Source organism: Pseudomonas sp. FW305-E2 (genome assembly GCF_058782925.1).
Map to the genome: position 1 here is coordinate 211,980 of NZ_JBYSYE010000002.1, position 26,319 is coordinate 238,298.

26 protein-coding genes are annotated in these 26,319 nt (G+C 62.5%); 11 read left to right on the forward strand and 15 right to left on the reverse strand.

Going from position 1 to position 26,319, the window contains the following annotated elements; translation table 11 throughout:
* The first annotated feature begins 56 nt into the window (after positions 1-56).
* Entirely contained in the window at positions 57-863 is an 807-nt protein-coding gene (locus AC3WLP_RS03595; protein ID WP_004575364.1) for a SirB1 family protein, read from the forward strand.
* Here the strand turns inward: AC3WLP_RS03595 and maiA are convergent.
* Genes maiA through hmgA form a run of 3 tightly spaced genes read right to left on the reverse strand, consistent with a single transcriptional unit; the run spans position 857 to position 4,099 of the window.
* Positions 857-1,489, reverse strand: coding sequence for a maleylacetoacetate isomerase (gene maiA, locus AC3WLP_RS03600; protein ID WP_012053692.1), 633 nt, complete (start codon positions 1,487-1,489; stop codon positions 857-859). The two genes, AC3WLP_RS03595 and maiA, sit on opposite strands and share 7 nt — an antisense overlap.
* Before the next feature lie 12 nt (positions 1,490-1,501).
* Positions 1,502-2,794, reverse strand: coding sequence for a fumarylacetoacetase (gene fahA, locus AC3WLP_RS03605; protein WP_014754420.1), 1,293 nt, complete (start codon positions 2,792-2,794; stop codon positions 1,502-1,504).
* A 3-nt stretch (positions 2,795-2,797) separates the two neighbouring features.
* Complete coding sequence (hmgA, locus tag AC3WLP_RS03610; protein WP_003251670.1) at positions 2,798-4,099, reverse strand: homogentisate 1,2-dioxygenase; 1,302 nt, start codon at positions 4,097-4,099, stop codon at positions 2,798-2,800.
* A gap of 112 nt (positions 4,100-4,211) precedes the next feature.
* On the opposite strand from hmgA, the gene AC3WLP_RS03615 reads away from it, so the two are divergent.
* Complete coding sequence (locus AC3WLP_RS03615; protein ID WP_012053693.1) at positions 4,212-5,045, forward strand: IclR family transcriptional regulator; 834 nt, start codon at positions 4,212-4,214, stop codon at positions 5,043-5,045.
* Here AC3WLP_RS03615 and AC3WLP_RS03620 read toward each other — a convergent pair.
* The 4 genes from AC3WLP_RS03620 to AC3WLP_RS03635 all read right to left on the reverse strand — a co-directional run bounded on the left by AC3WLP_RS03620 (position 4,976) and on the right by AC3WLP_RS03635 (position 10,657).
* Complete coding sequence (locus AC3WLP_RS03620; protein ID WP_041167254.1) at positions 4,976-8,200, reverse strand: hypothetical protein; 3,225 nt, start codon at positions 8,198-8,200, stop codon at positions 4,976-4,978. The two genes, AC3WLP_RS03615 and AC3WLP_RS03620, sit on opposite strands and share 70 nt — an antisense overlap.
* Before the next feature lie 309 nt (positions 8,201-8,509).
* Positions 8,510-9,418, reverse strand: a complete 909-nt coding sequence (locus tag AC3WLP_RS03625) for an alpha/beta fold hydrolase (protein WP_041167255.1) — start codon at positions 9,416-9,418, stop codon at positions 8,510-8,512.
* Positions 9,419-9,594: 176 nt separating this feature from the next.
* A complete protein-coding gene (locus AC3WLP_RS03630; RefSeq protein ID WP_003251661.1) occupies positions 9,595-10,281 on the reverse strand; it encodes an LrgB family protein in 687 nt (228 codons plus the stop codon).
* Positions 10,271-10,657: a CidA/LrgA family protein gene (locus AC3WLP_RS03635; protein WP_012053697.1), complete on the reverse strand. Its 387-nt coding sequence runs from the start codon at positions 10,655-10,657 to the stop codon at positions 10,271-10,273. The genes AC3WLP_RS03630 and AC3WLP_RS03635 overlap by 11 nt, the downstream gene beginning before the upstream one ends.
* Positions 10,658-10,754: 97 nt before the next feature.
* Here AC3WLP_RS03635 and AC3WLP_RS03640 point away from each other — a divergent pair, with 97 nt between their 5' ends.
* Positions 10,755-11,636: a LysR family transcriptional regulator gene (locus AC3WLP_RS03640; RefSeq protein ID WP_003251658.1), complete on the forward strand. Its 882-nt coding sequence runs from the start codon at positions 10,755-10,757 to the stop codon at positions 11,634-11,636.
* A gap of 21 nt (positions 11,637-11,657) precedes the next feature.
* On the opposite strand, the gene AC3WLP_RS03645 is transcribed toward AC3WLP_RS03640, so the two are convergent.
* Entirely contained in the window at positions 11,658-12,113 is a 456-nt protein-coding gene (locus tag AC3WLP_RS03645) for a flavodoxin (RefSeq protein ID WP_003251656.1), read from the reverse strand.
* Between the two features lie 115 nt (positions 12,114-12,228).
* Here AC3WLP_RS03645 and AC3WLP_RS03650 point away from each other — a divergent pair, with 115 nt between their 5' ends.
* Complete coding sequence (locus AC3WLP_RS03650) at positions 12,229-12,657, forward strand: PAS sensor domain-containing protein (RefSeq protein ID WP_003251655.1); 429 nt, start codon at positions 12,229-12,231, stop codon at positions 12,655-12,657.
* Between the two features lie 59 nt (positions 12,658-12,716).
* Positions 12,717-13,334, forward strand: a complete 618-nt coding sequence (locus AC3WLP_RS03655; protein WP_012053698.1) for a hypothetical protein — start codon at positions 12,717-12,719, stop codon at positions 13,332-13,334.
* Here AC3WLP_RS03655 and AC3WLP_RS03660 read toward each other — a convergent pair.
* Positions 13,319-14,254: a MerR family transcriptional regulator gene (locus AC3WLP_RS03660; RefSeq protein ID WP_012053699.1), complete on the reverse strand. Its 936-nt coding sequence runs from the start codon at positions 14,252-14,254 to the stop codon at positions 13,319-13,321. The genes AC3WLP_RS03655 and AC3WLP_RS03660 overlap by 16 nt on opposite strands.
* 220 nt (positions 14,255-14,474) lie before the next feature.
* On the opposite strand from AC3WLP_RS03660, the gene AC3WLP_RS03665 reads away from it, so the two are divergent.
* From AC3WLP_RS03665 to AC3WLP_RS03680, 4 genes are read left to right on the forward strand one after another with little or no spacing between them, the layout of a single operon-like run.
* Positions 14,475-15,035, forward strand: a complete 561-nt coding sequence (locus AC3WLP_RS03665) for a putative antibiotic biosynthesis monooxygenase (protein WP_003251651.1) — start codon at positions 14,475-14,477, stop codon at positions 15,033-15,035.
* Positions 15,036-15,068: 33 nt separating this feature from the next.
* Positions 15,069-15,806 carry a dihydromonapterin reductase gene (folM, locus tag AC3WLP_RS03670; RefSeq protein WP_012053700.1) on the forward strand — a complete coding sequence of 246 codons (738 nt, stop codon included), beginning with the start codon at positions 15,069-15,071 and terminating at the stop codon, positions 15,804-15,806.
* Positions 15,807-15,815: 9 nt separating this feature from the next.
* On the forward strand, positions 15,816-16,109 hold the full coding sequence (locus AC3WLP_RS03675; RefSeq protein ID WP_003251648.1) for a DUF1244 domain-containing protein: 294 nt from the start codon (positions 15,816-15,818) through the stop codon (positions 16,107-16,109).
* A complete protein-coding gene (locus AC3WLP_RS03680; RefSeq protein ID WP_003251646.1) occupies positions 16,106-16,447 on the forward strand; it encodes a HopJ type III effector protein in 342 nt (113 codons plus the stop codon). Before AC3WLP_RS03675 ends, AC3WLP_RS03680 begins: the two co-directional genes overlap by 4 nt.
* Positions 16,448-16,491: 44 nt before the next feature.
* Here the strand turns inward: AC3WLP_RS03680 and AC3WLP_RS03685 are convergent, their stop codons facing one another.
* Positions 16,492-17,400 carry an alpha/beta hydrolase family protein gene (locus AC3WLP_RS03685; RefSeq protein WP_017147949.1) on the reverse strand — a complete coding sequence of 303 codons (909 nt, stop codon included), beginning with the start codon at positions 17,398-17,400 and terminating at the stop codon, positions 16,492-16,494.
* Between the two features lie 143 nt (positions 17,401-17,543).
* Positions 17,544-18,755, reverse strand: a complete 1,212-nt coding sequence (fabV, locus tag AC3WLP_RS03690; RefSeq protein WP_014754427.1) for an enoyl-ACP reductase FabV — start codon at positions 18,753-18,755, stop codon at positions 17,544-17,546.
* 301 nt (positions 18,756-19,056) lie between these two features.
* Between fabV and AC3WLP_RS03695 the strand changes: the two genes are divergently transcribed.
* Positions 19,057-20,235: an acetyl-CoA C-acetyltransferase gene (locus AC3WLP_RS03695; RefSeq protein ID WP_012053702.1), complete on the forward strand. Its 1,179-nt coding sequence runs from the start codon at positions 19,057-19,059 to the stop codon at positions 20,233-20,235.
* A 138-nt stretch (positions 20,236-20,373) separates the two neighbouring features.
* On the opposite strand, the gene AC3WLP_RS03700 is transcribed toward AC3WLP_RS03695, so the two are convergent.
* Positions 20,374-21,198 (reverse strand): 5-methyltetrahydropteroyltriglutamate--homocysteine methyltransferase, encoded by an 825-nt coding sequence (locus tag AC3WLP_RS03700; protein ID WP_012053703.1) that lies wholly within the window; start codon positions 21,196-21,198, stop codon positions 20,374-20,376.
* A 243-nt stretch (positions 21,199-21,441) separates the two neighbouring features.
* Between AC3WLP_RS03700 and AC3WLP_RS03705 the strand changes: the two genes are divergently transcribed.
* Positions 21,442-22,929, forward strand: a complete 1,488-nt coding sequence (locus AC3WLP_RS03705; protein WP_017147950.1) for a methylenetetrahydrofolate reductase C-terminal domain-containing protein — start codon at positions 21,442-21,444, stop codon at positions 22,927-22,929.
* On the opposite strand, the gene yjiA is transcribed toward AC3WLP_RS03705, so the two are convergent.
* From yjiA to AC3WLP_RS03720, 3 genes are all read right to left on the reverse strand, one after another.
* Complete coding sequence (gene yjiA, locus AC3WLP_RS03710) at positions 22,889-23,866, reverse strand: GTPase (RefSeq protein ID WP_012053705.1); 978 nt, start codon at positions 23,864-23,866, stop codon at positions 22,889-22,891. The genes AC3WLP_RS03705 and yjiA overlap by 41 nt on opposite strands.
* Positions 23,867-23,943: 77 nt before the next feature.
* On the reverse strand, positions 23,944-24,141 hold the full coding sequence (locus AC3WLP_RS03715; RefSeq protein ID WP_003251633.1) for a YbdD/YjiX family protein: 198 nt from the start codon (positions 24,139-24,141) through the stop codon (positions 23,944-23,946).
* A gap of 17 nt (positions 24,142-24,158) precedes the next feature.
* Complete coding sequence (locus tag AC3WLP_RS03720; RefSeq protein WP_004577217.1) at positions 24,159-26,225, reverse strand: carbon starvation CstA family protein; 2,067 nt, start codon at positions 26,223-26,225, stop codon at positions 24,159-24,161.
* Positions 26,226-26,319: the final 94 nt, after the last annotated feature.

Genomic DNA, 26,319 nt, shown 5'->3' on the forward strand with positions numbered 1-26,319 from the left:
CCACTGGACGAAACCACGCGCCACGGCTAATACTCAAACGTGTGTGGAGATGCCCCATGAAGCCACGTCAAGCCTGCCTGGCCTGCCTGGAACGCGAGCCTGTCGACCTGCTGGAAGCCGCATTGTGGATTGCTGCCGAGCACGACCCGGGTGTCGAGCCCGCGGCCAGCCTTGCTGCGCTGCACGACCTGCAGCGCGAGATAAGCGCCAACCTGCCGATGCTTCCACTCTGCGAACTGGCCCAGCCACTGCTGCGCCAGCTCAATGCGCTGGGCTTTCAGCAGGATGAATATCACCCCCTGCGCCCCCATGCGGCGATGATGGACAAGGTATTGCAGCGCCGCCGCGGCCAACCACTGACCCTGGCCATCCTCGCGTTGGAACTGGCCAGGCGCCTGTCCATACCGCTGGAGGGTGTAGGCTTCCCTGGCCATTTCCTGCTGCGCGTGCCGGGTGCCGACCACCTGCTCGATCCCTGCGGCGGCCGGCGCCTGTACCCCAGCGACTGCCGCGAATTGCTGGCGCGCCAGTTCGGCCCGCACCTGGCGCTGACCGCCGAGCACCTGCGCAGCGCCAGCCCGCTGCAGATGCTGCAACGCCTGTCACGCAACCTGCGCCAACTGCACATCAGTAACGACAACCACCTGGCGGCGTTGATCGACGCAGAGCGCATCATGCAGTTGGGCCCGGTGCAGGTGAGCGACTACATGACCCGCGCCTCGCTCTACCATCATCTGGATTGCCCACAGGCCGAGCGCTTCGACCTGGAGCATGCGTTGCTGCTGACGGAAGACCCGGTCCAGCGCCTGAAGCTGTCCGAGCGAATCGGCAAGCTTCCGGCGACGAACCGTTCACTTCACTGAGCCGGGCTGTCCGGCTGCTGGGCGGGGTGGGCCTTGGCGAACGCCGGGTGCGCGGCCGCCAGTGCGGCAACCCGCAGGATGCGCGGGAAGCTGTCGAGGTCGATGTTGAAGCGTTCGGCCGCGTACAACTGCGGGATCAGGTACACATCCGCCAGCCCAGGCGTGTCGCCAAAGCAGAAACCGTGATCGCCAATCAGTTGCTCCACTGCCGCGAGCCCTTGGCTGATCCAGTGGCCGATCCACTGGTTGACCTGCCCCTCATCCTGACCGGCCTGGCGCAGCCGGTTGAGCACACTGACGTTATGCAGCGGATGAATGTCGCAACCAATGATGGCCGCCACCCCACGTACCTTGGCCCGTGCCTCGGCGGTGGCCGGCAGCAACGCAGGCTGTGGATAAACCTCTTCCAGGTACTCGATGATCGCCGGCGACTGCACCAGTACCTCACCACCGTCGGTGCGCAAGGCCGGTACACGGCCCTGCGGGTTGACGGCTACATAGCCCTCGCCGCGCTGCTCACCCTGCAGCAGGTTGACCGGCAGGGACTGGTAAGTCAGCCCCTTCAGTGCCAGGGCAATGCGCACCCGGTAAGACGAGGTGGAACGGTAATAGGTGTACAGCTCCATACCCCTGCCTCCTCAATTGGCTGCGATGACCGTACCGCGGCATTCACCGAAACCGATGCTGGCTACGCCGTCACGTGTGCAGCGGGCACGCAGGATGATTTCGTCGCCGTCTTCGAGGAATTTGCGCACCTCGCCGCTGGCCAGCTCGACCGGCAGTTTGCCGCCTTCGGTGATCTCCAGCAGGCTACCGAACGATCCCGGCGTAGCGCCCGACAGCGTGCCCGAACCGAACAGGTCACCTGGCTGCAGTTGGCAGCCATTGACGCTGTGATGCGCCACCAGCTGCGCCACGGTCCAGTACATGCTGCGGGTGTTGCTCAGGGTCAGGCGGTGCGGGGCAATGCCCTGCTCACGCATGCGCTCGGTCAGCAGCAGCACTTCGAGTTCGATATCAAATGCACCACTGGCCTGGTCGCGCTTGTCCAGCAGGTACGACAGCGGCTGCGGGTCACCTTCGGGGCGTGCCGGCTGAGCACAGCGGAACGGCTCCAACGCTTCGGCGGTGACCACCCAAGGCGAAATGGTGGTGATGAAGCTCTTGGACAGGAACGGCCCCAGTGGCTGGTATTCCCAAGCCTGGATATCGCGCGCCGACCAATCGTTGAGCAGGCACAGGCCGGCTACGTGCTCGGCGGCATCGCCTACCGGAATTGCCTGACCCATGTCATTGCCCTGACCAATCCAGATACCCAGTTCCAGTTCGTAGTCCAGACGAGCGCAAGGGCCGAAGCTCGGCTCGGTGTGCCCGGCCGGCAGGGTCTGGCCCTTGGGCCGGCGCACGTCGGTGCCGGACGGGCGGATGGTGGAGGCGCGGCCGTGATAACCGATCGGCACGTACTTGTAGTTGGGCAGCAGTGGGTTGTCGGGGCGGAACAGTTTGCCCACGTTCTTCGCATGCTCGATGCCAACGTAGAAATCGGTGTAGTCACCGATCTGCGCCGGCACGTGCAGCTGGCAGTCACTGGCCAGGAACAACGCCGGCTTCAAGGCCGCCTGGTGTTCGCTGTGCTCATCGAGCAGCACCTGCAAACGCTCGCGCAGGGCTACGCGGGCATTGCGGCCCAAAGCGAAGAAGGCGTTCAAAGCCCCGCCGCGGGTGGCTTCAACGGCGGCCTTGGCCGCCCCGTCGAACAGGCCGGCGGCCAGCACCGCCTCCAGGTCGAGGATCGCGTCGCCGATCGCCACGCCACAGCGCCTGGCTTCACCCGGCCGGCTGAAGATGCCCAAGGGCAGGTTCTGCAGCGGGAAGTCGCTGTGCCCGTTGGCGTGCTCGACCCAACTACGGGCATTGGCAGTGTGGTTCATGGGTTATCTCCGGTTCGGGTTGAAGGTGCTCGGCAAGGTCGCCCAGCAACTATCGTAGTCGGCCTGCAATTGCGGGCATTCAAGGGCTTGCAGGCTCGGGCGCAACACCTGGCTGGTCTCGAACATGAAGGCCATGGTGTTGTCGATCTTGTGCGGCGCCAGGTCAGCGGCAATGGCCTTTTCACAGGTTTCAGCGTCGGGGCCATGGGCACTCATCACCCCGTGCAACGAGGCACCACCCGGCAGGAAGCCCTCGGCCTTGGCGTCGTAGGCGCCATTGATCAGGCCCATGAACTCGTTCATCAGGTTGCGGTGGAACCATGGCGGACGGAAGGTGTTCTCGGCCACCATCCAGCGTGGCGGGAAAATCACGAAGTCCATGTTGGCCATGCCATGCACGCTGGTTGGCGAGGTGAGCACGGTGAAAATCGAGGGGTCCGGGTGGTCGAAGCTGACGGTGCCGATGGTGTTGAAGCGGCGCAGGTCATACTTGTACGGCACGTTGCTGCCATGCCAGGCCACAACGTCCAGTGGCGAGTGCTGCAGCTCGCAGGCCCAGTGCTCACCCAGGAACTTCTGTACCAGTTGCACCGGGCCTTCGGCTTCTTCGTAGTGGGCCACAGGCGTGAGGAAGTCGCGGGGGTTGGCCAGCCCATTGCTGCCGATCGGGCCCAGGTCCGGCAGGCGCAGCGGCGCACCGTGGTTTTCCGCGATGTAGCCACGGGCCTGGCCGTCGAGCAATTCGACGCGGAACTTCATGCCACGTGGGATCACCGCAATTTCCAGCGGTTCGACCTCCATCACGCCCAGTTCGGTGGCGATGCGCAGGCGGCCCTGTTCCGGCACCAGCAGTAGCTCACCGTCAGCGTTGAAGAACACCCGTTCCATGGACCGGTTGGCGCAGTAGATGTAGATGCTCACGCCAGCCGGTTTTTCCGCTGCGGCGTTGGCAGCCATGGGCAGCCAACCTTCGATGAAATCGGTCGGTTCAGCAGGAATCGGCTGCGGGCTCCAGCGCAGGCGGTTGGGGTTGATGCCCCCCAGTGGCCCGCCGAGCGGCTGGCGCGCCAGGCGCTCGAAGCGTGGGTGCAAGGCAGAAGGGCGAATGCGGTACAGCCAGGTACGGCGCAACTCGCTACGGGCCATGGTGAACGCCGTGCCCGACAGCAGCTCGGCATACAGGCCATATGGGGCCTTCTGCGGGGAGTTCTGCCCGACAGGCAGCGCCCCGGGCAATGCTTCGCTGGCGAATTCGTTGCCGAAGCCGCTCAGGTAGTGAAGGTCGGGCGACGTGTCGCGGTTCATCGATGCCTCCGGATTTTGTTTTTATCGTAATCAGATTACGAATAACGTAATTTGCTCCGCTCAAGGCGTCAAGCTATAAAGGCGACACGATAAATCCGGAACCTCCCCTCCCATGGCCAAAGCCAGCTCCCCCACCGACACCGGCAAGCAGAAGGTCCGCTCGGCGGAAGTCGGCACCGACATCCTCAAGGCCCTCGCCGAACTCTCACCCTCGACTTCACTATCACGCCTGGCCGAGCACGTGCAGATGCCTGCAAGCAAAGTGCATCGCTACCTGCAGGCGCTGATTGCGAGTGGTTTTGCCGAACAGGATGCGGCCACCAACCATTACGGGCTGGGGCGCGAGGCATTGCGGGTGGGGCTGGCGGCGCTGGGCAGCATCGATGTGCTGAAGGTGGCGGCAATGCCGTTGTCGCAGTTGCGAGATGAGCTCAACGAAAGCTGCTTCATCGCTGTGTGGGGCAACCAGGGGGCCACGGTGGTAAGCATCGAACCTGCCGTGCGCGCGGTCACCGTGGTGACCCAGATCGGTTCGGTGCTGCCGTTGCTCAGCTCGTCCACCGGGCTGGTATTCGCCGCCTACCTGCCCGAGCGAGAAACCCAGGAGCTGCGCGACAGGGAACTGGCCGCTTTGCAACAAACCGCCAGTGACTACGACACACTGCTGGCCGGCATCCGCGAACAGGGCCTGCACCATGTGCATGGCCTGCTGATGCCAGGGGTGGATGCGCTGTCGGCGCCAGTATTCAACGCCCTGGGGCAGATTGCGGCGGTGATGACTGTGGTCGGGCCGACGTCGATCTTCCATGCCGATGAACATGGGCCGGCGGCGCAGCGCCTGCTCACGGCCGCACGAACCGTGAGCTGGCGCATGGGTTATGCGGACAACCCACACTGCGCTTCGACGTCTTGTGTTTCCTCCTCGACGAGCCAGAGCAGTTCCTGAGAGAAGCCGTCATAAAGGGCGGGTGCCACCTCGCTCACCAAATCGCCGTAGTCATCGCATAGCCGCCCGATCACACGCGAGAAGGCCGTGGGCTGCGACACCTCTGCCCGGGAAAGTACGGTGATGTATTTCTGCGCGGCACCGAACAGCCGCGCCAAAACCCCCGTGGAGGCCACCGTTCCTGCAACCCCCGCCGCGAACGACAGCAAGGCGGCGGAACGGTCGCCATCGCTCCACGCGATGGCCCCGGTGACAAAGGACCTGGCCGCACAGAACAGCCCGACGGCCATAGCCGCCGGCGGAAACGGCACGGTGAGGATGCCGGCCAGTACGATCCCCCACTCCACCACCACGGCCGAAATACGCTCGGCAGCGTCGGCGCTGTCTTCAGCGGCTTCGTTGATCATCCGCCTGATACGTTTCTCCAGGTCCTGGACAGGATCCCCGATACGCCCGGTCTCCCCTATCGGCGGCCGCACACCCCTGCCTCGGGCAACGGCGTCCAGCACCAGCTCAATGCCATCCCCGGCGCGCAGTTGCTCTTCGATCAATGTGTTCAAGCGCGCCTGGTTCGATAACGGCACGCGGTCTTGGCAATAACCTGCCAAGTCGTGCTCACGCCAAGTCCTTGCCAGCTCGCTGAGGGTCCGCAGCGTGGGGCCTTGCTCGATTTCTGGCAGATAGACCAAGGGCTCAAGCTCGCGGTCACGAGCATGCTTCAGCAGGTAGGCACCTTGAACAGGGCAATCGTCCATCCACAACGGATAAAGGTTGCACGCCGCGTCGATCGAGGTCCCCGAAAAACTGTCGATCACCGATTCCAGCCACTGCGCATGGCGGCCCGACAATCGGCCCTGAAGTTTCTCACTGAGCACGGCACGCCTGATCTTCAAAGCAAAGAGCGTGCGATAACACTGCCTGAGCCTTTCATATTCCGGCCTGGAGCGGTCGAGTAACTGCGCTTTCACTTCTTCGATGTACTTGTTGCCCAGGTCGGCAGCACGAATGTAGCTCCCCAGCAGCGCCGGGCTCAGGTGCGAGATATCCTGGCCGGTAGCCGAGGTGATGCGGGCAAAGTCGGAGAAATTGTAATACGTGGGATAACCTTTGATGACGGTCTGTGTCAGTGTGCGAATGGCATCCTCTTCCAGCGTTATCAATACCTGATCCGGGTTGATTGCGCCGCCGCGATTGCCCGGGTATGAGTTGATTTTTTCCGTCACCTGTCGATGGGCGAAGGTGCGAAAACTCGGCATCTTCATCAGCGACTGGTACCTGGCCTGCGCCAGCTTGAGCAGTTGATCGATATCAACCAGTGCCTGCTGCTCGGCACGACTGGCGTTGATGAACCAGCTTGGCGTGGTGGCCTGCTGGTCCTCGATCAGGGCAGTGATCTTGCGCCTGGCCAGGGCATTGAGCACATCCAGCCACTGCTGCGACTTGATCGGCGCGAGCGTCACGCTGTGCATGGACCAGTCGGTGGGCAGCATCTCGACCTTGCGCAAATGGCGTTTGAGCGAATCATGCTGGGCCCGCGAGCATTGCCCCAGCAGGTACTCACTGCCTACCGGCCACAAGGTCCAACTACCGATTTCGAGCGCCATTTCCTGGAGTGAATCGAAAAGATGAAAATCGCCTCCTGGTGCACCAGGGGCGTAGAGCAAGTACTGATCGCCCTGCACCAGACACAGCAGATCCTTCAAGGGCGTTTGCGCACCATTGAGGCAAACCAGGCCGGCGCTGATGGCATTGGCCTGCATGTTCCCCTGGCGTGCGTGGTGCAGCAGATCGAACCCAGCCGGGTGAAACCCTTGATGACGAGCGGCCTGATTGGCCAGCGCCAGCCGCGCATCAAGCACCTCGCACAGTGCGGCCATGGTCAAAGCGTCGTCATAGAGCGTACGGATCTGTTTGACGTAGTTCACGCGCAAATCCAGTTTTTCGATCACGCTCTGGATAGAGGTGCTTCCCAACAATGAACGGTGCCGCTCCCCCAGGACTTCGACCTTGAGCTGGCCCCCGCTGTAGCCACCACTCAACGCCCAATCGAGCAGGGTGTGTTTCATCACCTGCTCAGGGTCATCGACGTGACTGACACACACGCGTACCTGCTCGGGGTCGATATCCAGGCCAAGGGCTTGCCTGACTTGAATCTTGGCGAAGCTGCGCAGGTCGCGCCATTGCGCCAGACGCTCGGTGCAACGCTGCTCCTTCACCTGCAGGTCATCTTCCAGTTGTCGATAGGCTCGCAGTTCCTCACCCTGCATGAACCGCCGCCATTCGGGCAGCAGGCTGGTGCGGTACGCTCGCACATGCCGCGTCGCACGTTTCTGCAGCGCAGCCACCAAAGGCTCAAGCCGAGCCGCACTGTCGAGCTGGGCCAGACGCCGCGCGTCATCGACCTTTACCCGTAGGCTGCGCTGGGTGGCCTTAAGCTGGAAAGCCCGCAGATCACGGATGAAGTACCTGTGAAGTGGCACTTGCAGCGGCACGAAATCGAGTGTCAAACCCTCTGTAGACAACGCCGCCCGCTCTTGCGAAGACAACAGCCAACGCAACGGGCTGCCTTCAGCAAAGGCTGGGGCGAGTGCGCTGGCTGCGCGCGCGCGTTCAGTGTCGAACCAGCAACCGCTGGCCAGGCTGTAGATCAGAAAATCCGCAGGTGCGTCCGGGTTCTGTTCGAGGTCATGACAGCTGGCGACGACGCCCGGCAAACGAAAACGCAAATCTCCGGCAACCAGGTACACCTCATGCTTGTTTACGTCCCCGTCCTGCTCAAGGGCCTCGATACCGGCTTCCCAGGCCTTGAACGTAAGAGCCTTGAGGCGCGTTTCAGCAAACATCAGCTGGATCAAATGGGACGCCAGGGTAAGTGGTTTCGAACTTAATCTGGACTGTTGCTTCCACCACTGGTCAAGAACCGCCTGCCTTTGCGGCACAAGCGACTCGACAACCGCCAACGGCAAACGCTTCTGCTCGGTGAATTGTTGTCGATGCGCCTCCGGTATCAGGCTGCCCAATTGCGCAACCGCAGCCATCAGCTGTTGCAGCTCCTGGGCGTGGGCCATCATGGCCTTCACCTGTTCTTTCACAGAGCGTGCACCTGGGCACCCTTCACCGAAATCGGGGCTGCCGAGATTGAAATCGAAAGACATGAACTGCGCTCCAAAAAACAAGGAGGCAGCAGAGTGAACGGACGATGAAGGCAATAGCGCAGGGAAGCTTACCCAGCACTTGGCACTGTTGCCTGAAACGTAAAGGTGAATGTCGACAGACGCTATTTTTCCTAACGGATCAAGCGCTTATTCTTGACTCACTGGCCGGCTTGAAGGGCTCTCCCCCCCGCCTTTCAAGCCTGCGAGGTTCACCGACGTAGATTTTGAAGCTCCTTGATCTGACGTCTCGATTGGCCGCTGCGGCTTGCAGCGGCCTTTTTTTTGAAATCTGAAAATGCATCCTGGCGGTCAGGTGACCGTCAAGACTTTCAGCGGGTAGAAGCTCAGCGGCTGCTCACGAAAGGCCAGGTAGTGGCGCAGCACCTGCACGGGCGCTTCGGTATGCGGGTAATGGCCAATGCCCAGTAACTGCACGGTGTCCGGCTCCGGTATCAGTTGCCGGTAGCGCTCAAGCATGTGCGCGCCGGAAAGCGGGTCGACCACGCCATTGATCAAGCGCAGCGGCACGCCTTTACGTTGCATCGCCCCGACCCAGCGTTCGCGGTGCAACCTGCGCTCCGGCATGTAGCCCACCAGCTTGTGCAGGATGCGCGTGCCCCGGTTGGCAGCGATCAGGCTCCAGAGATCATCCAGCGCGCTTTCACTGGGATGCGTGCAGGGGCCGTAGACCTGAATCACGTTACGCACCAGGTCGTCACGCCCGAACGAGCGCCCGACCAGCCAGCCAAACCGGCTGAGCAGCAGCTTCTGGATCAGTAGCATGCGGCAGCTTTCGGGGAACAGCCCGCTATTGAGGAACACGCAACTGGCAATGTCGGCACGCTGCTCATGGTGTCGCGCCAGCAGTTCCTGAGCCACGCTGCCGCCGTAGTCGTGGGCCAACAGGTGCACGGGCTGCGCGACCTGCAGATGGGCAAGCAATGCCTGCTGCAGGTCTGCCTGCTCCATCAGGCTGTAAGTGTGATCGACGGGCTTGTCCGAATCACCAAAGCCAAGCATGTCGCAAGCGATCACCCGGAAACGTTGGCTCAGAGGGCCCCACAGGTAGTGCCAGTCCCAACTGGCGGTGGGGAAACCGTGTAACAGAAGCAGAGGCTCTCCTTGCCCTGCGGTCCAGTAGCGGATGCTCTGGCCCCGGAACATGAAACTCTGTGCCCGGGTACGCCAGACGCACAATGGAATCTCGGCCATAGGCATCAGATGGGTCCCGGTGTAGTGGTGTTGGCGGAATAGGGCAAGGCTGCGTTCATTGCATGTCACCTCGGCACTTACATGTGCTCTCTATGTCGAGGCAAAGTCTAGCCAGCAGCCCATTGGCTGGAACTTGCGTTGCCAGCCAGCTTGATGACTGAGCGAGTCAGTGGCACGAACGGTCAGAGCAGCAAGGCCAACAACGGCGCCGCGAACAGGTTGAGCAGCCCGGTCAGGACCATCACCAGGCCGGCCACCGAGCCTTCCTCACGGCCCACTTCCTGCGCCCGACTGACCCCGGCACCATGCGCGCCAACACCGAACAGGGCCCCCCGTGCCAACGGCGTACGCAGCGGCAACCAACGCAACAGCACACCGCCGAACATGGCACCTAGCACGCCGGTGAACATCACGAACACCGCTGTCAGTTCTGGCACCCCACCCAAGTCATGGGCCAGCGGCATGGCAAATGGCGTGGTGATCGAGCGCGGCACCAGCGACAGGCTGGTTGCGCTGTCCAGCGCCAACAGGTGCGCCAGCCCCCAGGAGCTGGCGATCGAGGCACTGCTGCCGGCTACCATGCCCACCATCAGGGCCGGCCAATGGCGCGCCAGCATGGCCCGCTGCTGCCAGATCGGCACCGCGAAAGCTACGGTCACCGGGCCGAGCACGCCCATCAACCAGTGGGTGTTGCGCGCATACTCGGCATAGGCCGTATGCAGCGGCACGGCCACAGCCAGCAGCAACACCGGCACCAAAATCAACGGCGACAGCAGGTAGCGCTTGCTACGCCGGTACAACCAACGGCTACCCAGGTAAGCCAGCAGGGTCAAGGCCAACCAGAACAGCGGCATGGGTTCAAGGCTCACGGCGCAGCCTCCAGCGGCACACCAGCTCCACGGTCATGGCGGTCACTACCATCACCATCAGCGTGCTCACGGCAATCACCAGCAAGATGCGCCAGCCCTCTTCACGGATCAATGCGCCATAGTCGAGCAGGCTCATCAGCGCCGGGATGAAGAACAACAGCATCTCAGCCATCAGCCAGCCGGCCCCCAATTGCAGCGTGGCCGGTTTGAGCACACCCGAAGCGAACAGTATCAACAGCAGTGCCAGGCCCATCACACCGCCGGGGATCGGCCAACCCAGCCAACTGGCAATCTGGCCACCGAGCAGGAACAGGGTACAGAGAACCGCCAGCTCGACGAGCAGGCGCAGGGCTTCTTTCAATGATGCAGGTTTCATGGCGGGGTTCCTCGACAGGCCCTCATTTTAAGATTTGGCTGCCTAGGCCAGAAGCGAATTGTTAGACTGCCTGCCATTCCAGAATGGAATCGAAGCAATGGAATTCAAACAACTGCGCAGCTTTATCGAAGTGGTCCACCGCGGCGGTTTTACCCAGGCGGCACAGACCCTGCACATCAGCCAGTCGGCCGTGAGCAAGCAGGTGGCCCAGCTTGAGCAAGATGTGGGCCAGCCGCTGCTGGAGCGCCAGGCGTCGCACCTGCACCTGACCGCTGCCGGGCGCATCGTGCTGGAGCGTGGCGAAGCCCTGCTGCGCCAGCGCCAGGCGCTGCTCAACGAGCTGGACGATCTCAGCCAGATGGAGCGTGGCGAACTACGCCTGGGCTTGCCGATGCTTGGCAGCGACACGTTGTTCGCCGGCTTGTTCGCCGAGTACCGGCGGCGCCATCCGAACATCGCCATCCAGCTGCTTGAAGGCGGCAGCCGCAACGTCGAACAGGCCGTCAGAAGTGGCGAACTGGAACTGGGCGGCTGCTTGACGCCCACCGACGAGGCATTCGACTACCAGCCCTTCTGCAACGAACCGCTGGATGCCTTGCTGCCGGCTGGCCATGCCCTGGCGGGCCTGGACGCCGTGGGCCTGAGGCAACTGGCCGATACACCGTTCCTGCTGTACCAGCGCAGTTTCGTGCTCAACGATCGGCTGCTCAAGGCGTGCCAGCAGCAGGGCTTCACCCCCAAGGAAGGCGGGCGCAGCGGCCAGGCGGATTTTTTGGCAGCGCTGGTGGCAGCGGGCCAGGGCGTGGTGATGCTGCCCCGGGTGGTGGCAAAAGCGCTGGAGCGCCCCGGGGTGGTGCGTGTGCCGTTGAATGCGCAGGAGGATTTACGTTGGGATATCGCGTTTATCTGGCGACGCGGCGCCTACCTGTCACGGGCGGCGCAGGCGTGGTTGGCCTTGTTGCGCGAGCCCCATGGCTAACACGCCTGCGCAGATGCCGGGTCAGGCGTTCAGTGCGCTCGCCAACTCAGCCAGCCAAGGCTCGGCATCCGCCTCCGGGGTCACGGTCTCGCTCGCATCCAGGCGCAGCATTGGCTGCACCTCGCGCACGCCCAGCTCGGCGAACAGCTCACGCATCTGCTCGCCACCCCCGCAATAGGTATCGCCATAACTGGAGTCGCCCAGCGCGATCACCGCACCAGGCAGGCCGCGCCAGGCTGCGGGCAGTGTGTCACGAAGGGTGCTGTACAGCGGCATGAGGTTGTCCGGCAACTCACCCATACCGGTGGTCGATGTCACGGCCAACAAGGCGTCGGGGGCAAAACCCTGAAGATCCTGAAGGGTGGCACGCGCAGCATGCCAGGCCTCGAAACCCGCCGCCTTGAGTAGCGATTCAGCGTGACGGGCGACTTCTTCGGCGGTGCCATAGACCGAGCCGGAAATAATGGCGACTTTCATCGGGTAGAGGATTCCGAAACTGAGTGAAAACGTAGGATACTAGCATTCAACGCTGGCAAAAGGCCGCCGTTACCAAAGTCGCCATCTTCCGTTTTCCTTCACCTATGGCCCGGACATGATCAACGCGCAATTGCTGCAATCGATGGTCGATGCGTCCAATGACGGCATCGTGGTTGCCGAAAAGGAAGGCGACGACACTATCCTGATCTACGTGAACGCCGCTTTCGAATGCCTCACTGGCTACAGCCGTGACGAGATTCTCTATCAGGATTGCCGGTTCCTGCAGGCTGACGACCGTGACCAGCTCGGCCGCGCACGCATCCGCAAGGCCATGGCCGAAGGCCGCCCCTGCCGCGAAGTGCTGCGCAACTATCGCAAGGATGGCAGCGCCTTCTGGAACGAGCTGTCGATCACGCCGGTGAAGAGCGACTTCGACCAGCGCACCTACTTCATCGGCATCCAGAAGGACGTCAGCCGCCAGGTCGAACTGGAACGGGAGCTGGCGGAACTGCGCGCTCGTCCGAAACCCGACGAACGCGCCTGAACCAAGTCCGCCACGCACGGTCAATTCCGTTGAAGAAATCGCCACCACCGAGTTCGATCATGCAAGCAGACGCGCTCCTGACCCAGGACGAGCTGGATTTCATACAGAACATGCAGCATTCGCCACAACTGAACCTGGCTGACACCATGTCGAGCCTGCTGGTCAATGGCGACCGCCGCATTCAAAGCTTGCTTACGCGGTTGGTGGCTAACGAGCAGGTGACCTTGCAGGCCCAGTTCAACAACCAGCAGATCAGTTTCCCGCTGCAGCTGGTAGAGGACGAGTTCCACGCCCTGCACCTGCAGCTGGGTTCACCGGAAATCTACGAAGACGGCCCCATGCTGCGCCCATGGCGCTTGTCGCTGGACCAGCCGAGCGCACTGCTCGATGCCCATGACAAGGCAAGCGGCCTGTGGGTGCGGGAGATTTCCTTCAAAGGCGTGCTGCTGGAAGTCCGTGATTTGCCAACAGCACCCGCCCGCTTCGAGCTGCGCTTCGCCCCAGGCGGCATCACCCCGATCGAACTGCATGGTGTGTTGGGCCGGCGCATCGGCACGGACCTGGCTGCCTACGAACTCGGCCAAAGCCCAGCCGAAGAAATCGAACGGCTGCGCGACTATATCCTCCAGGCCCACCGCCACGCCCATCCCGAGCTGCACACTCAAGTATCGAGCTGACGGGCCAGAAACTGCCGCAAACGCTGGCGCATCACACTGCCCTGCGCGCCCAGGCAGGCTACAGGGCTGCCAGCCAGGCTGTCCTGTACCGCTTCTGCCGCCTCACCGGCCAGTAACAACGGGCATTCCAGCATCGACGCCAGGCGCTTGAGGTGCCGGGTGAGTTCTACTGTGGGCGACGGATGGGAAAACAGCACCAAGGCGTCCGGCTTCAGCCGTTCGCAGACCAGCGCAAGCTCTTGCAGCGGCTGCCCGTTCGCCAGCGGGATCACGCGTGTTTCATCGCTACCCAGGATCAGACTGGTTACCAGTAACTCAAGCTCATGGCACTGCCCCGGCAATGGCGCAACCAGCACGGTGCGGCTACTCGGCACACGGGCCAGCTGCAAGCGGGCGAAAACCCGACCGCGCAGGAACTGATCATAGAACAGCCATTCGCTGGCCTGCCCGTAGCCGCCTTGCCGGACTACCATGTCATGCCACACCGGCATGAACACATTGGCGAAAACCTGGTCCAGGGTGCTGGCCGCGAACACCTCGTCATAAAGGCGATCCAGGCCCGCCACGTCGAAGTGCTGTACCGCCAGGCGAATCTGGTTTTGCCAGCGCAAGCAGGGGTCCACTGCGCCGTCAGCCTGCCCGGAGAGGGCATGGCCGCGAGCGAGAATGCTGCCCACCTTGCTGACCGCCACGCCGCGCTCCAGCCAGCCGAGGATACGGCGGATTTCATCGATATCAGCCTGGGAATACAGGCGGTGACCACTGTCGGTACGGATGGGCTGGATCAGCCCATAACGGCGTTCCCAGGCGCGAAGGGTCACGGCGTTGACACCGGTCAAGCGTGACACTTCACGAATCGGAAACAGCTCCTGCTGTTCGAAACTCGCATCGATCAGCGGTTTACGTCCCTGTTCGTTCATCTGCACGAAGTACCCTCAGTGCGAAAAAACTGAGCACATAGCTTACTACGACTGCGTCGGTCTGTTGATGCCAACGTTTGCCAGCTGATAGTTGCCGAAGATCGCAACTGCGCGATAATGCGTGCCCGATTCTTGCATGCACGACTGCGTCGCCCACCACCCCGGGCCACACAGCCAAAGGGGCCAGCTACCCGCCAGCCCCGTTGCCAGGAGATACACAATGTCTACCCCACCCGTCACCCTCATGGTGTCGCGCCGCGCCGCCCACGGCCGCTACCAGGACCTGCTGGCCTGGCTACACGAAGGCGAACAGCTGGCCACCGACTTCCCTGGCTACCTCGGCTCGGGCATCCTCGCCCCGCCCCGGGATGGCGACGAATTTCAGATCATCTTCCGCTTCAGCGACGAGCCGACCCTGCATGCCTGGGAGCACTCCGCCTCGCGTCGCGCATGGTTACAACGCGGCAACGGTCTGTTCGAGCGCCCCAAAGAGGCGCGCGTTAGCGGTATCGACGACTGGTTTGGCACCAACAGGGTGCAAAAACCGCCACGCTGGAAGCAGGCCGTGGCCATCTGGCTGGCGTTTTTCCCAGTCTCGCTGGCCTTCAACCTGGTGTTCGGCCACTGGTTGACGGCACTCGACCTCGTGCCCCGGGTACTGCTCAGCACCCTGGCCCTGACGCCGGTGATGGTGTACCTGTTCATCCCGCTGTCCACCCGCCTGCTGGCCAGTTGGCTTCAGGCCTCCCCGCCCGCTGCTGGCGCCTTGCGCAGCCGCTGAGGCCAGGCCATACAACAGGCAAACAGTTCGGGTATGCTGGGTGGCAACCAAAGGACAGACAAGTTGACCACCCCGAACATGAACAGCCCCATTCTCGTTACCGGAGCCAGCCAGCGTGTCGGGCTGGCCCTGGCCCTCGAACTGGCACAGGCCGGCCATACGGTGGTCAGTGCCAGCCGCAGCATCCTGCCCCAGGCAGCCCACCCCAACATCGTGCAGTTTCAGGCCGACCTGTGCCAGGCGGACGACCGCCAGGCGCTGATCGATCACCTGCACGATCGTTACGACGGACTGCGCGCCATCATCCACAACGCCTCGCTATGGCTCGACGACGGCCTCGACAACCTCGAGACCATGTTCCGCCTGCACGTCGAAGCGCCCTACCACCTCAACCTGGCCCTGGGCGACCTGCTGGCCAAGGTGGAAAAGGCCGACATCATTCACATCTGCGACGAAACCTCTTCGCGCGGCAGTAAAAGCCACATCGGCTACGCCGCCACCAAGGCCGCACTGCAGAACATGGTGCTGTCATTTGCTGAAAAATATGCGCCCAAGGTGCGTGTGAACGGTATCCTGCCCGGGCTGCTGATCCTCAAGGAAGGGGGTGACGAAGCCTACCGCCAGCAAACCCTGAAAAAGGCCCTGCTGGAATTCGAACCCGGCGCCGGCCCGCTGATCGAGACCGTCAAGTACCTGCTCGCCAGCCAGTACAGCACCGGCAGCCAGGTGGTCATCAACGGTGGCCGCCACCTGAAGAACCGCATGACTTGAGAGAAGACCATGACCCCACAACAACAGCTCGAGCTCGAGGCCGCCGCGTTCCGGCGCCTGGTCGAACACCTGCAAAAGCGCACCGACGTACAGAACATCGACCTGATGAACCTGTCCGGTTTCTGCCGCAACTGCCTGTCCAAGTGGTACAAGGCCGCCGCTGATGAGCGTCAGCTGGACCTGAGCCTGGATGATGCCCGCGAAGCGGTGTACGGCATGCCCTACGCCGAGTGGAAAGCCCAATACCAGAAAGAAGCCAGCGCCGAACAACAAGCGGCGTTCGAAAAAGGAAAAACCTCGTGACTGACCTGAATACCCTGCGCGCAAGCCTGGCCAGCGGCCAACATGTATTTGCCGATACCTTGGCGTTCATTGCCGACAACTACAGCTACCAGCCGCAGGCCTTCAACAACGGCGGCGTGGAGAATGCGGCAGGGCAGAACGAAGGTTCGTGCAAAACCTTGGGCCTGGCCTTGCTTGAAGGGCTGAGCGACCAGGAAGCGCTGCTGGCCTTCGGCGAGCACTACCGTGATGTGGTGGCCACGCCTGAGGGTAGCGACCATGGCAACATCCGTGCGCTGATCAAACACGGTCTGGCGGGTGTGAAGTTTGCTGCGCAGCCGCTTGCGCGCAAGGCTTGATATTGCCGGGGGCGCTTGGCGCCCCCACGATCCAGCGCCCACCATCAATCGATAATGGTGCCAGGCCCCCCACCTTCCAGCCTCCCCTGCCGCAACCACTGCAAGGCCACCGGCCACAGGCTTTCGCGAAACCGGTCATGGAAGAACGCGAAATGGCCAATTTCCCCGACCGAGATATCCACAGGTGCAATGCGCAGGTGCTGGCGCTCGGCAGTTTGCAGATAACCCAACAAACGCTCGGTTGCCGCTACGGTCCCGAAAGGGTCGTCCGTCAGACTGATGGCCAGCGTCTTCGCACGCACCTGGGCGAACGGTAGCGCCTCCAACGCCCGCCCGCTGGGGCGGTGCTCATAACGTGGGGTGCGCGTGGTCCAGTCGTGAACCACGCCGGATGGCGTGTCTTCCAACCAACCCAGGCGCTTGCCGGGAAAGTAGCCGAATACCCGGGTCAGCAGCGGCATGACCACATGCCACTTGCCGAACAGCTGCCAGCGCTGGTTGGCCGCGTAGTCGCGCCAGTAGGCGAACTGCGCGCCAACCATCACGACCCGACGGATCTGGCCAGCCGACGGTGCCAGGCCTACAGCACAACCGCCGAAACTGTGCCCCACCACGTCCACCGGCTGATCTGGGAAATGCGCTGCCGCATGCGCCAGCATGGCTTCGAAATCCAGCCGGCCCCAGTCGCTCCAGGAGGCCTGGAAACCACGCAGCGACGCCGGCCGGGATTCGCCGATGCCACGGTAGTCGTAGGTCAGCACATCGCAGCCGTGGGCGAACAGGTAGTCGGCAAAGCGGGCGTAATAGCGGCAGCGTACCGACGTGGCAGCGTTGATGATCACCAGCGGGCGCTGGGGGTCAGGTTGGGCGTGGCGCCAGCAGAAGCCGCCGAGGCTGTATCCGTCGGCCGCGGGGTGGCGAAATGGGGTAGCGGGTTGGATGAGGCTACTCATGGCGCATGTCCTGTTGTTGTGCGCCAAAACTAGCAAAGATTTTGTAGCCTGTACTGGCCTCTTCGCGGGTGAACCCGCTCCTACAGGGGGAGAACCTGTGGGAGCGGGCTTGCCCGCGAAGAGGCCGGTACAGGCTTACCCGATTACAGCTCGACGCAGTCGAACTTCACATCGGTGGCCACGTCTTCGTCGTAGTTGACGTCAGCGCGCTCGAAGCCGAACAGGTTGAGGAACTGCTTCTTGTAACCGGCGTAGTCAGTCAGCTCGAACAGGTTCTCGGTGGTCACCTGTGGCCACAGGGCCTTGCAGGCGTTTTGCACGTCGTCACGCAGTTCCCAGTCGTCCAGGCGCAGGCGCCCCTTCTCGTCGACCTCTGCCGGCGCACCGTCGGTGCGGTACATACGGTCGCGGTACATGCGGTCGAGCTGGTCCTGGGTGCCTTCGTGAACACCTTTCTCCTGCATGATCTTGAAGACCATCGACAGGTACAGTGGCATCACCGGGATGGCCGAGCTGGCCTGGGTAACCACCGACTTGAGCACCGCCACATTGGCGCCGCCTTTCACTTCACCGGCCAGCTTCTGGTTCAGACGCAGGGCAGTTTCGTCCAGGTCCTGCTTGGCCTGGCCCAGTGCACCGTGCCAGTAGATCGGCCAGGTGATATCGCTGCCGACATAGCTGAAGGCCACGGTGCGAGCGCCTTCGGCCAGTACATTGGCGCCAGCCAGCGCATCGATCCACAGCTGCCAGTCCTGGCCACCCATGACGGTGACGGTATCGGCAATTTCCTGCTCGGTGGCCGGCTCGATGCTGGCCTCGATGATGGTGTCCTTGTTGGTGTCGATGGCGGTCGACTTGTATGGCTGGCCGATCGGCTTGAGTGCCGAGCGAATGACTTCACCGGTCTGCGGCAGCTTGCGCACGGGCGAAGCCAGCGAGTAGATGACCAGGTCGACCTTGCCACCCATTTCGTTCTTGATCAGCTCGATGACCTTGGCGCGGGCTTCGTCAGAGAAGGCGTCACCGTTGATCGACTTGCTGTACAGGCCCTCGGCCTTGGCGAACTTGTCGAAGGCGGCAGCGTTGTACCAGCCAGCAGTGCCGGCCTTGGTCTCGGTGCCTGGTTTTTCGAAGAACACGCCCAGGGTGTCGGCCTTGAAGCCGAAGGCCGCCGTGATGCGGGCAGCCAGGCCGTAGCCGCTGGAAGCACCGATGACCAGGACCTTCTTCGGGCCATCCTCGCGTACGCCCAGCTTGCGGGTGGCTTCGATCTGGTCACGGACGTTGAGCTCGCAGCCCTTCGGGTGAGTCGTGGTGCAGATGAAACCGCGAACCTTAGGATGAATGATGGCCAATGTCTGTACCTCGTCAGGTTTATGCCAGGAAAGCGCCGCTTGGGGCGATTCCGATTGATCAGAGGGTGAGACTACCCCCGCAGGTTATCCGACACATATTACGGGGTGATCAGAGGGATGCAAAACCAGAGTTCTTCTGTGCAGGAGGGTCATGGCTGCTTGAAATCCAGATTGGCGGGTTAGAACGCCGGGCACCCATTGATTTGCTTTTCACATCAATCCGAAAGAAAAACAAACTTAACAAATAAGCCAAACCCGCCGATGCTGGCGGCACTACGCCCATTGCACGGAGAACAACAACATGAACGACGTGGTGATCGTCGCCGCAACCCGTACCGCCATCGGCAGCTTCCAGGGCGCCTTGGCCACTGTGCCTGCGGTCGACCTCGGCGCCGCCGTGATCAAGCAACTGCTGAAACAAACCGGGCTGGACCCGGCGCAGGTCGACGAAGTCATCCTCGGCCAAGTGCTCACTGCCGGTGCCGGTCAGAACCCGGCACGCCAGGCAGCAATCAAGGCTGGCCTGCCCTTCAGCGTACCGGCCCTGACCCTGAACAAGGTCTGCGGCTCAGGCCTCAAGGCCCTGCACCTGGCCGCCCAGGCGATCCGCTGCGGCGATGCCGAGGTGGTGATTGCCGGTGGCCAGGAGAACATGAGCCTTGCCCCCTACGTGATGCCCTCGGCCCGCACCGGCCAACGCATGGGCCATGGCCAACTGATCGACAGCATGATCACGGACGGCCTGTGGGATGCCTTCAATGACTACCACATGGGCATCACTGCCGAAAACCTGGTGGACAAGTACGGCCTCAGCCGTGAGCAGCAGGATGCCTTTGCTGCCGAATCGCAGCGCAAGGCAGTGGCAGCGATTGAGGCCGGCCGTTTCGACGCTGAAATCACCCCCATCGTGCTGCCGCAGAAAAAGGGCGAGCCCAAGGTTTTTGCCCGTGACGAGCAACCACGCACGGACACCACCGCCGAGTCCCTGGCCAAACTGCGCCCGGCCTTCAAGAAGGACGGCAGCGTCACCGCAGGCAATGCCTCCAGCCTGAACGACGGCGCCGCCGCCGTGCTTTTGATGAGCGCAGCGAAGGCCAAGGCGTTGGGCCTGCCGGTGCTGGCGAAGATCGCCGCCTACGCCAGTGCCGGGGTAGACCCCGCGATCATGGGTATTGGTCCGGTTTCGGCGACCCAGCGTTGCCTGGACAAGGCCGGTTGGCAACTGGCCGAACTGGATCTGATCGAAGCCAATGAGGCCTTTGCCGCCCAGGCGCTGGCCGTGGGCAATGCGCTGGCATGGGATGCCGCGCGGGTTAACGTCAATGGAGGGGCGATTGCCCTGGGCCACCCGATTGGTGCTTCCGGGTGCAGGGTGCTGGTGACCCTGCTGCACGAGATGATCAAACGGGATGCCAAAAAAGGCCTGGCGACCTTGTGCATTGGTGGTGGGCAAGGGGTGGCGCTGGCCATCGAACGCTGATTGATTCAAGCAGGCCCGGCCTCTTCGCGGGTAAACCCGCGCCTACACTGATCGGTGGCGGACACACATCAATGATTGCGCGCACGCCGTTGTAGGAGCGGGTTTACCCGCGAAGAGGCCGGTACAGGCAGCAAATGATCAAGCCGCGACTCGGTCCTGCTCCAGCGAAGCGGCCAGCACCGCCACTTCCTGGCACTTCTGCACGGCCAGGTCCACTGGGCTTTCCAGCAACGAACAGGCCGGCGCCAACCACAGCCGCTCACCCAGGCGTTCATGGGCCTCGTGCAGCAGCCCCAGGGTCTTGCCCAGATCGCAAGGCGAGGCGTTGCGACCGTCGACCAGGCCCAGCGACAGTACCTTGTAGGCCGGCAGGCGGTCGAGAATGGTCTGGTACTGCTCGGGCGCCTGAACCAGATCGACGTGCAGGCCATCGACCGGCAGGTTGGCGGCCAGGCCGAGGTTGCCTTCCAGGCCGCCGAAGTACGTGGCGATCAGCTTCTTCAACGGTGCGCGTTGAAGGATGTTGTAGACACGTTCATAAGCATTTTTCCAATCCTGGGGCAGGTCCTGGGCGAGGATGGGTTCATCGATCTGCACCCATTCAACGCCATGGTCGGCCAGGCGGTTGAGAAGCTGGTCATACACGGGCAGCAGGCGGTCAAGCAGCTCCAGCTTGTCGACGTCACCGCCCACGGTCTGGCCCTGCCACAGATAGGTCAAGGGGCCGATCACCACCGGCTTGACTGCAAGGCCCAGGGCCTTGGCGTGTTCCACTTCTTCGAACAATGGTTCCCAGTTCAGAACGAACGGCTGGTCACCAGTGCTCAGCACGTGGCTGTCCCAGGCGAAGTCGCCGACCGGCACCAGCTCGATGCCGGCGTCTTTCTGCACCTGCCAGTGGCGGGCACGCAGCTCGCGGTCACGGCCGATGTGTGGAAAGCCCAGGTTATGCGCCAGTGCCATGTCTTGTCCCTTCAGCATGCTTGAATGAATAAGGGGGATTCTCCGGCTGACGGGGTATTGAGACAAACTCATTAAATTTGAGATGAACCCAAGAAATCTTCATGATCATGCTGTCATGATCATGCTGTCATGATCTTCGCGCCCCCATGTCTCATTCAGATCACCATCCTGCGCATCCGGACATGACCCAGCTCGCCTTCTGCCGCACAATGCCACCCTGACCACACCAGGTGCCCGGCCAACATGAGCCTGCTGAAAACCGCCCTGCGCGAACAGAACTTCGTCTGTGTCATGGAGTTCGTCCCCAAGCCTTCCGCAGAACGCTTTGCCGCCATGGAAGCGATCATGGCCCGTGCGCACCTGTGCGGCTGGCCGATGACCGTGGCCATCGGTGATCGTGTCGGCAGCCCGCTGGACATGTCACCGCTGGACGCCCTCGCCTCGTTCAGCAACCCGGTACCTGCCCTGCCGCATTTTTCAGGCAAGGATCGCGAACGCCACCACCTGCTCGCCCAACTGCAGCGCATGGACGCCGCCGGCCTCGACCAGCTGTTACTGCTGACTGGCGACCGCCTGCCCGGCCATGAACCTGGCCAGCGCCCGGTGCGTTATCTGGAATCGGTCGCCGCCCTGCAGGTTGCTCGCCAGGCCTGCCCGCACTGGCTGCTGGGCGCGGCGCTGAACCCGTTCAAGTACCACGAGGAAGAAGGCGGCGCCCAGTATTTCAAGGCCGAGAAAAAGCTGGCAGCGGGGGCTGACTTTCTCACCTTGCAACTGGGCTTCGATGCCGCCAAGCATCAGGAAGCCATACACTGGATGCGCCGCCAGGCCTCACCCAAGCCCATGCTGGCCTGCCTCATGAGCCTCACCCACGGGCGCGCGGCGATGCTCGACCACGTGGCCGGCGTGACTGTCACGCCCTCCATGCGCGACATGCTCGAAGCGGAAACGGCGCAGTCCAAGGCCTTTGCCCAGGCGCGCAGTGTTGACCGCCTGGCCTTGCAGATCATCGGTACAAAGCTGATGGGTTACGCCGGTGTGCACCTGTCAGGGGTTCACACACTCGAACAGTTGCTGACCCTAGAGACCCGTATCGAGCACTGGCAATCCCAGGTTCAGTCCCTGGAGCAATGGACACCGGCCTGGCACGCCAGCTGGCAGATGCCCGGCCTGCCAGCGGTAACCTTCCATCCGCCACAGGCGGGCTGGCGCCTGGGCGAGTCACGGGTCGATGCCTCATTCAAGGAAAAAGCCCGCTATCACCTGATGCATGGCATGCATTCACTGCTGTTCAGCCGGCGCAACAGCCTGAGCAAGGCCTTCGGCTGGGCAGTGCGCCAGCCTCTGTGGGCAACACGCGCTGGCGCACACGTGCTGCACACGCTGGAGCGCAATGTGAAGCGCCCGCTGGTGGGTTGCGACACCTGCGGCCGTTGCCGCCTGGAAGACACCTTGTATATCTGCCCGGAAACTTGCCCTAAAGGCCTGGCCAATGGCCCTTGCGGCGGAACCGCCCTGAACCGCTGCGAGTTCGGCGACCGCGAGTGCATCCACAGCGTCAAGTACCGCACCGCCAAAGCCGTGCGGCAAACTGCTGTGCTGACTGAACGCCTGATCCCGTGCATCGAGGTCGAAACCCGCCACCGCAGCTCATGGCCGCAGTGGTTCGCGGGGCAGGCGCCGCAGCGGCTCAGCCCGCAGCCATTGCCTCGAAGCCAGCCCGAATCGTAGCCTCGGGCAGTTCGTCGGCAATGAACACCATCACACTCTCGCGCGCTTCGCCTGCGGCCCACTCGGCGTCCCAGTCGAAGCCATACAGCTTGAGCACGCCCTGAAACACCAGCTTGCGTTCCTCGCCGGCAATGTTCAGCACGCCCTTGTAGCGCAGCAGCTGTTTGCCGTGGGTTTCCAGCAGCTCGTTCATGAAGCTGCTGAGGCGGTCGATATCCAGCGGGGTTTCGGTACGCAGCACCATCGTGGAAATGCGGTCCGGGGTGGCAGGCTTGAGCACGGGTTGCAACATCGGTTTCAGGTTCACCCCAAGGTCGGGGTTGAGGTTGAAACCGCGCACATCCAGTAATTCAGCCAGGTCGATGCAGCCGTGTTCGACCACACGGATCGCCGCCCTGCTATTGATGCGGGCCAGGCGTTCGCGCAGGGCTTCAACCGCAGTTGGCTCGACCAGGTCGGTCTTGCTCAGCAGCAGACGATCGGCAAAGCCGACCTGGGCCTGAGCGATGGTCTGGGTCAGGTGCAGTTCGGCATGCGCGGCATCGACAAGGGTGATGATGCCGTCGAGGATGTAGCGCTCACGCAGCTCCTCGTCGATGAAGAACGTTTGCGCGACCGGCGCCGGGTCGGCCAGGCCGGTGCATTCGATCACCAGGCGATCGAAGGCGATTTCCCCTGCATCCAGGCGTTCAAGCAGCAGGTAAAGCGCGCGAGTCAGGTCGCCATGGATGCTGCAGCATACACAACCGTTGGCCAAGGTCATGACCTGCACCGGCTGGTCACCCAGCAGTTGGCTGTCGATGCCGGCCTCGCTGAATTCGTTTTCGATCACGGCGAGCTTCAGGCCATGCTCGGCCTTGAGCATGTGCCTGAGCAAGGTGGTCTTGCCGGCACCGAGGAAGCCCGTGAGGACGGTTACGGGAATGGGCGTCTGCACGCAAAATACTCCTGAATCTGAAAATGACTGTGGGAGCCGGTTACCCAGGCTCCCACAGATTTACACGTACCGCAGGCTCAACAGCACTTGGGCCCGGACTTGCCACCGTAGCGTGCTTCCTGGCGTTCGCGGAAGAACGCCTCGTAGCTCATCACCGGCTTGTCCGGATGCGTTTTCTGCATGTGTTCGACATAGTTGTCGTAGTCGGGCATGCCGACCATCAGGCGGGCTGCCTGCCCCAGGTATTTGCCCAGTCGACCCAAGTCGTTGAACATGATTGCAGTCCTCTCGATTACGCGTCAGGCAACGCCTGGAACGGGGTTTCCTTGTCGCTGCGTTCTTTGCGGCCCAAGGCGGCGTAGCCGACCTTGATGGCGAAGAACAGGATGCTGAAGACCACCAGCAGGAACAAGATCGTCAGGCCCGCGTTGGTGTAGGCGTTGAAGATCACGTGCTGCATCTGCCCGATGTCCTTGGCCGGGGCCAGTACCTGGCCGGCGTCCAGCGCAGTGCTGTACTTCTTGGCCAGGGCCAGGAAGCCGACAGCCGGGTTGGGGTCGAACAGCTTGATCAGGCCTGCAGCCGTGGTGCAGATCAGCAGCCATACGGCCGGCAGCAGGGTGACCCAGATGTAGCGCTGACGCTTCATCTTGATCAGCACAACAGTACCGAGCATCAAGGCGATACCGGCCAGCATCTGGTTGGAGATACCAAACAGCGGCCACAGGGTGTTGATGCCACCCAGCGGGTCGATGACGCCCTGGTACAGCAGATAGCCCCAGAGTGCCACGCAGCCAGCAGTGGCAAGCAGGTTGGCCCCCCACGATTCAGTGCGTTTGAGTGCAGGCACGAAGCTGCCCAGCAGGTCCTGCAACATGAAGCGCCCGGCACGGGTACCAGCGTCTACCGCAGTGAGGATGAACAGCGCCTCGAACAGGATCGCGAAGTGGTACCAGAAGGCCATGGTGTTTTCACCTGGCAACACCTGGTGCAGGATCTGCGCGATACCGACCGCCAGGGTTGGCGCACCGCCGGCACGGGCCAGAATGGTGTGCTCGCCGATGTCACGGGCAACGGCTTCGAGCTGCTCGGGTGTAATCAGGAAGCCCCAACTGCTGACGGTCTGCGCCACCGACGCGACATCGGTACCGACCACTGCAGCCGGGCTGTTCATGGCGAAATACACGCCTGGCTCGATCACCGAGGCCGCAACCATGGCCATGATGGCGACGAACGATTCCATCAGCATGCCGCCGTAGCCGATATAGCGGGCGTTGGTTTCGTTATCCAGCAGCTTGGGGGTGGTCCCCGAGGAAATCAGCGCGTGGAAGCCGGACACCGCACCACAGGCAATGGTGATGAACAGGAACGGGAACAGGGTACCCTTCCACACCGGGCCCGTACCGTCGGTGAACTGGGTCAGCGCCGGCATTTTCAGCTCGGGAGCGATGATCAGGATACCGATGGCCAGGCCAAGGATCGTGCCGATCTTGAGGAAAGTCGACAGGTAGTCACGTGGCGCCAGCACCAGCCACACTGGCAGCACGGCGGCGACAAAACCGTAGCCCACCAGCATCCAGGTGATCTGCACGCCGGTGAACGTGAACGCCGGGCCCCACACCGGGTCCGCAGCGATCACGCCCCCCAGCCAGATCGAGGCCAGCAGCAGTACCACGCCAACCACCGAGATTTCGCCAATACGGCCCGGACGGATGTAGCGCATGTAGATGCCCATGAACATCGCGATCGGGATGGTCGCCATCACCGTGAACATGCCCCATGGGCTTTCGGCCAGGGCCTTGACCACGATCAGTGCCAGCACCGCGAGGATGATGATCATGATCAGGAAGCAGCCAAACAGGGCGATGGTGCCCGGGATTCTGCCCATTTCCTCGCGCACCATGTCGCCCAGCGAGCGCCCATTGCGGCGGGTAGACAGGAACAGGACCATGAAGTCCTGCACCGCACCGGCCAGCACCACGCCGGCGATCAGCCACAGCGTGCCGGGCAGGTAGCCCATTTGCGCGGCGAGTACCGGCCCGACCAAGGGGCCCGCGCCGGCGATGGCAGCGAAGTGGTGACCGAAAAGAATGTGTTTGTTGGTCGGGACGTAGTCCAGGCCGTCGTTGTTGAGCACCGCAGGGGTGGCACGGCGCGGGTCGAGTTGCATCACCTTGGTGGCGATGAACAGGCTGTAGTAACGATAGGCGACCAGGTAGATGGCCACTGCCGCGACCACGATCCACAAGGCGTTGATCGCCTCGCCGCGACGCAGGGCAACCACACCCAGTGCGCAGGCGCCTATGACTGCCAGCGCCAGCCACGGAATATGGCGTAGCAGGCTATTATTGTTGTTCATGGTTAGCTTCCAGCTGGTGGATTGGAAAGACCGCCCACCGAGTCTAGGGCCAGTCAAGCGGCATTGCCACACTTGCTTCGTTCTAGAGCCTCTG

Excerpts from the sequence above, each read along its gene's own strand:
- AC3WLP_RS03595 (WP_004575364.1), top strand. The coding sequence starts at position 57 with ATGAAGCCACGTCAAGCCTGCCTGGCCTGCCTGGAACGCGAGCCTGTC.
- maiA (WP_012053692.1), bottom strand. The coding sequence starts at position 1,489 with ATGGAGCTGTACACCTATTACCGTTCCACCTCGTCTTACCGGGTGCGC.
- fahA (WP_014754420.1), bottom strand. The coding sequence starts at position 2,794 with ATGAACCACACTGCCAATGCCCGTAGTTGGGTCGAGCACGCCAACGGG.
- hmgA (WP_003251670.1), bottom strand. The coding sequence starts at position 4,099 with ATGAACCGCGACACGTCGCCCGACCTTCACTACCTGAGCGGCTTCGGC.
- AC3WLP_RS03615 (WP_012053693.1), top strand. The coding sequence starts at position 4,212 with ATGGCCAAAGCCAGCTCCCCCACCGACACCGGCAAGCAGAAGGTCCGC.
- AC3WLP_RS03620 (WP_041167254.1), bottom strand. The coding sequence starts at position 8,200 with ATGTCTTTCGATTTCAATCTCGGCAGCCCCGATTTCGGTGAAGGGTGC.
- AC3WLP_RS03625 (WP_041167255.1), bottom strand. The coding sequence starts at position 9,418 with ATGCCTATGGCCGAGATTCCATTGTGCGTCTGGCGTACCCGGGCACAG.
- AC3WLP_RS03635 (WP_012053697.1), bottom strand. The coding sequence starts at position 10,657 with ATGAAACCTGCATCATTGAAAGAAGCCCTGCGCCTGCTCGTCGAGCTG.
- AC3WLP_RS03640 (WP_003251658.1), top strand. The coding sequence starts at position 10,755 with ATGGAATTCAAACAACTGCGCAGCTTTATCGAAGTGGTCCACCGCGGC.
- AC3WLP_RS03645 (WP_003251656.1), bottom strand. The coding sequence starts at position 12,113 with ATGAAAGTCGCCATTATTTCCGGCTCGGTCTATGGCACCGCCGAAGAA.
- AC3WLP_RS03650 (WP_003251655.1), top strand. The coding sequence starts at position 12,229 with ATGATCAACGCGCAATTGCTGCAATCGATGGTCGATGCGTCCAATGAC.
- AC3WLP_RS03655 (WP_012053698.1), top strand. The coding sequence starts at position 12,717 with ATGCAAGCAGACGCGCTCCTGACCCAGGACGAGCTGGATTTCATACAG.
- AC3WLP_RS03660 (WP_012053699.1), bottom strand. The coding sequence starts at position 14,254 with ATGAACGAACAGGGACGTAAACCGCTGATCGATGCGAGTTTCGAACAG.
- AC3WLP_RS03665 (WP_003251651.1), top strand. The coding sequence starts at position 14,475 with ATGTCTACCCCACCCGTCACCCTCATGGTGTCGCGCCGCGCCGCCCAC.
- folM (WP_012053700.1), top strand. The coding sequence starts at position 15,069 with ATGCTGGGTGGCAACCAAAGGACAGACAAGTTGACCACCCCGAACATG.
- AC3WLP_RS03675 (WP_003251648.1), top strand. The coding sequence starts at position 15,816 with ATGACCCCACAACAACAGCTCGAGCTCGAGGCCGCCGCGTTCCGGCGC.
- AC3WLP_RS03685 (WP_017147949.1), bottom strand. The coding sequence starts at position 17,400 with ATGAGTAGCCTCATCCAACCCGCTACCCCATTTCGCCACCCCGCGGCC.
- AC3WLP_RS03695 (WP_012053702.1), top strand. The coding sequence starts at position 19,057 with ATGAACGACGTGGTGATCGTCGCCGCAACCCGTACCGCCATCGGCAGC.
- AC3WLP_RS03700 (WP_012053703.1), bottom strand. The coding sequence starts at position 21,198 with ATGGCACTGGCGCATAACCTGGGCTTTCCACACATCGGCCGTGACCGC.
- AC3WLP_RS03705 (WP_017147950.1), top strand. The coding sequence starts at position 21,442 with ATGAGCCTGCTGAAAACCGCCCTGCGCGAACAGAACTTCGTCTGTGTC.
- AC3WLP_RS03715 (WP_003251633.1), bottom strand. The coding sequence starts at position 24,141 with ATGTTCAACGACTTGGGTCGACTGGGCAAATACCTGGGGCAGGCAGCC.
- AC3WLP_RS03720 (WP_004577217.1), bottom strand. The coding sequence starts at position 26,225 with ATGAACAACAATAATAGCCTGCTACGCCATATTCCGTGGCTGGCGCTG.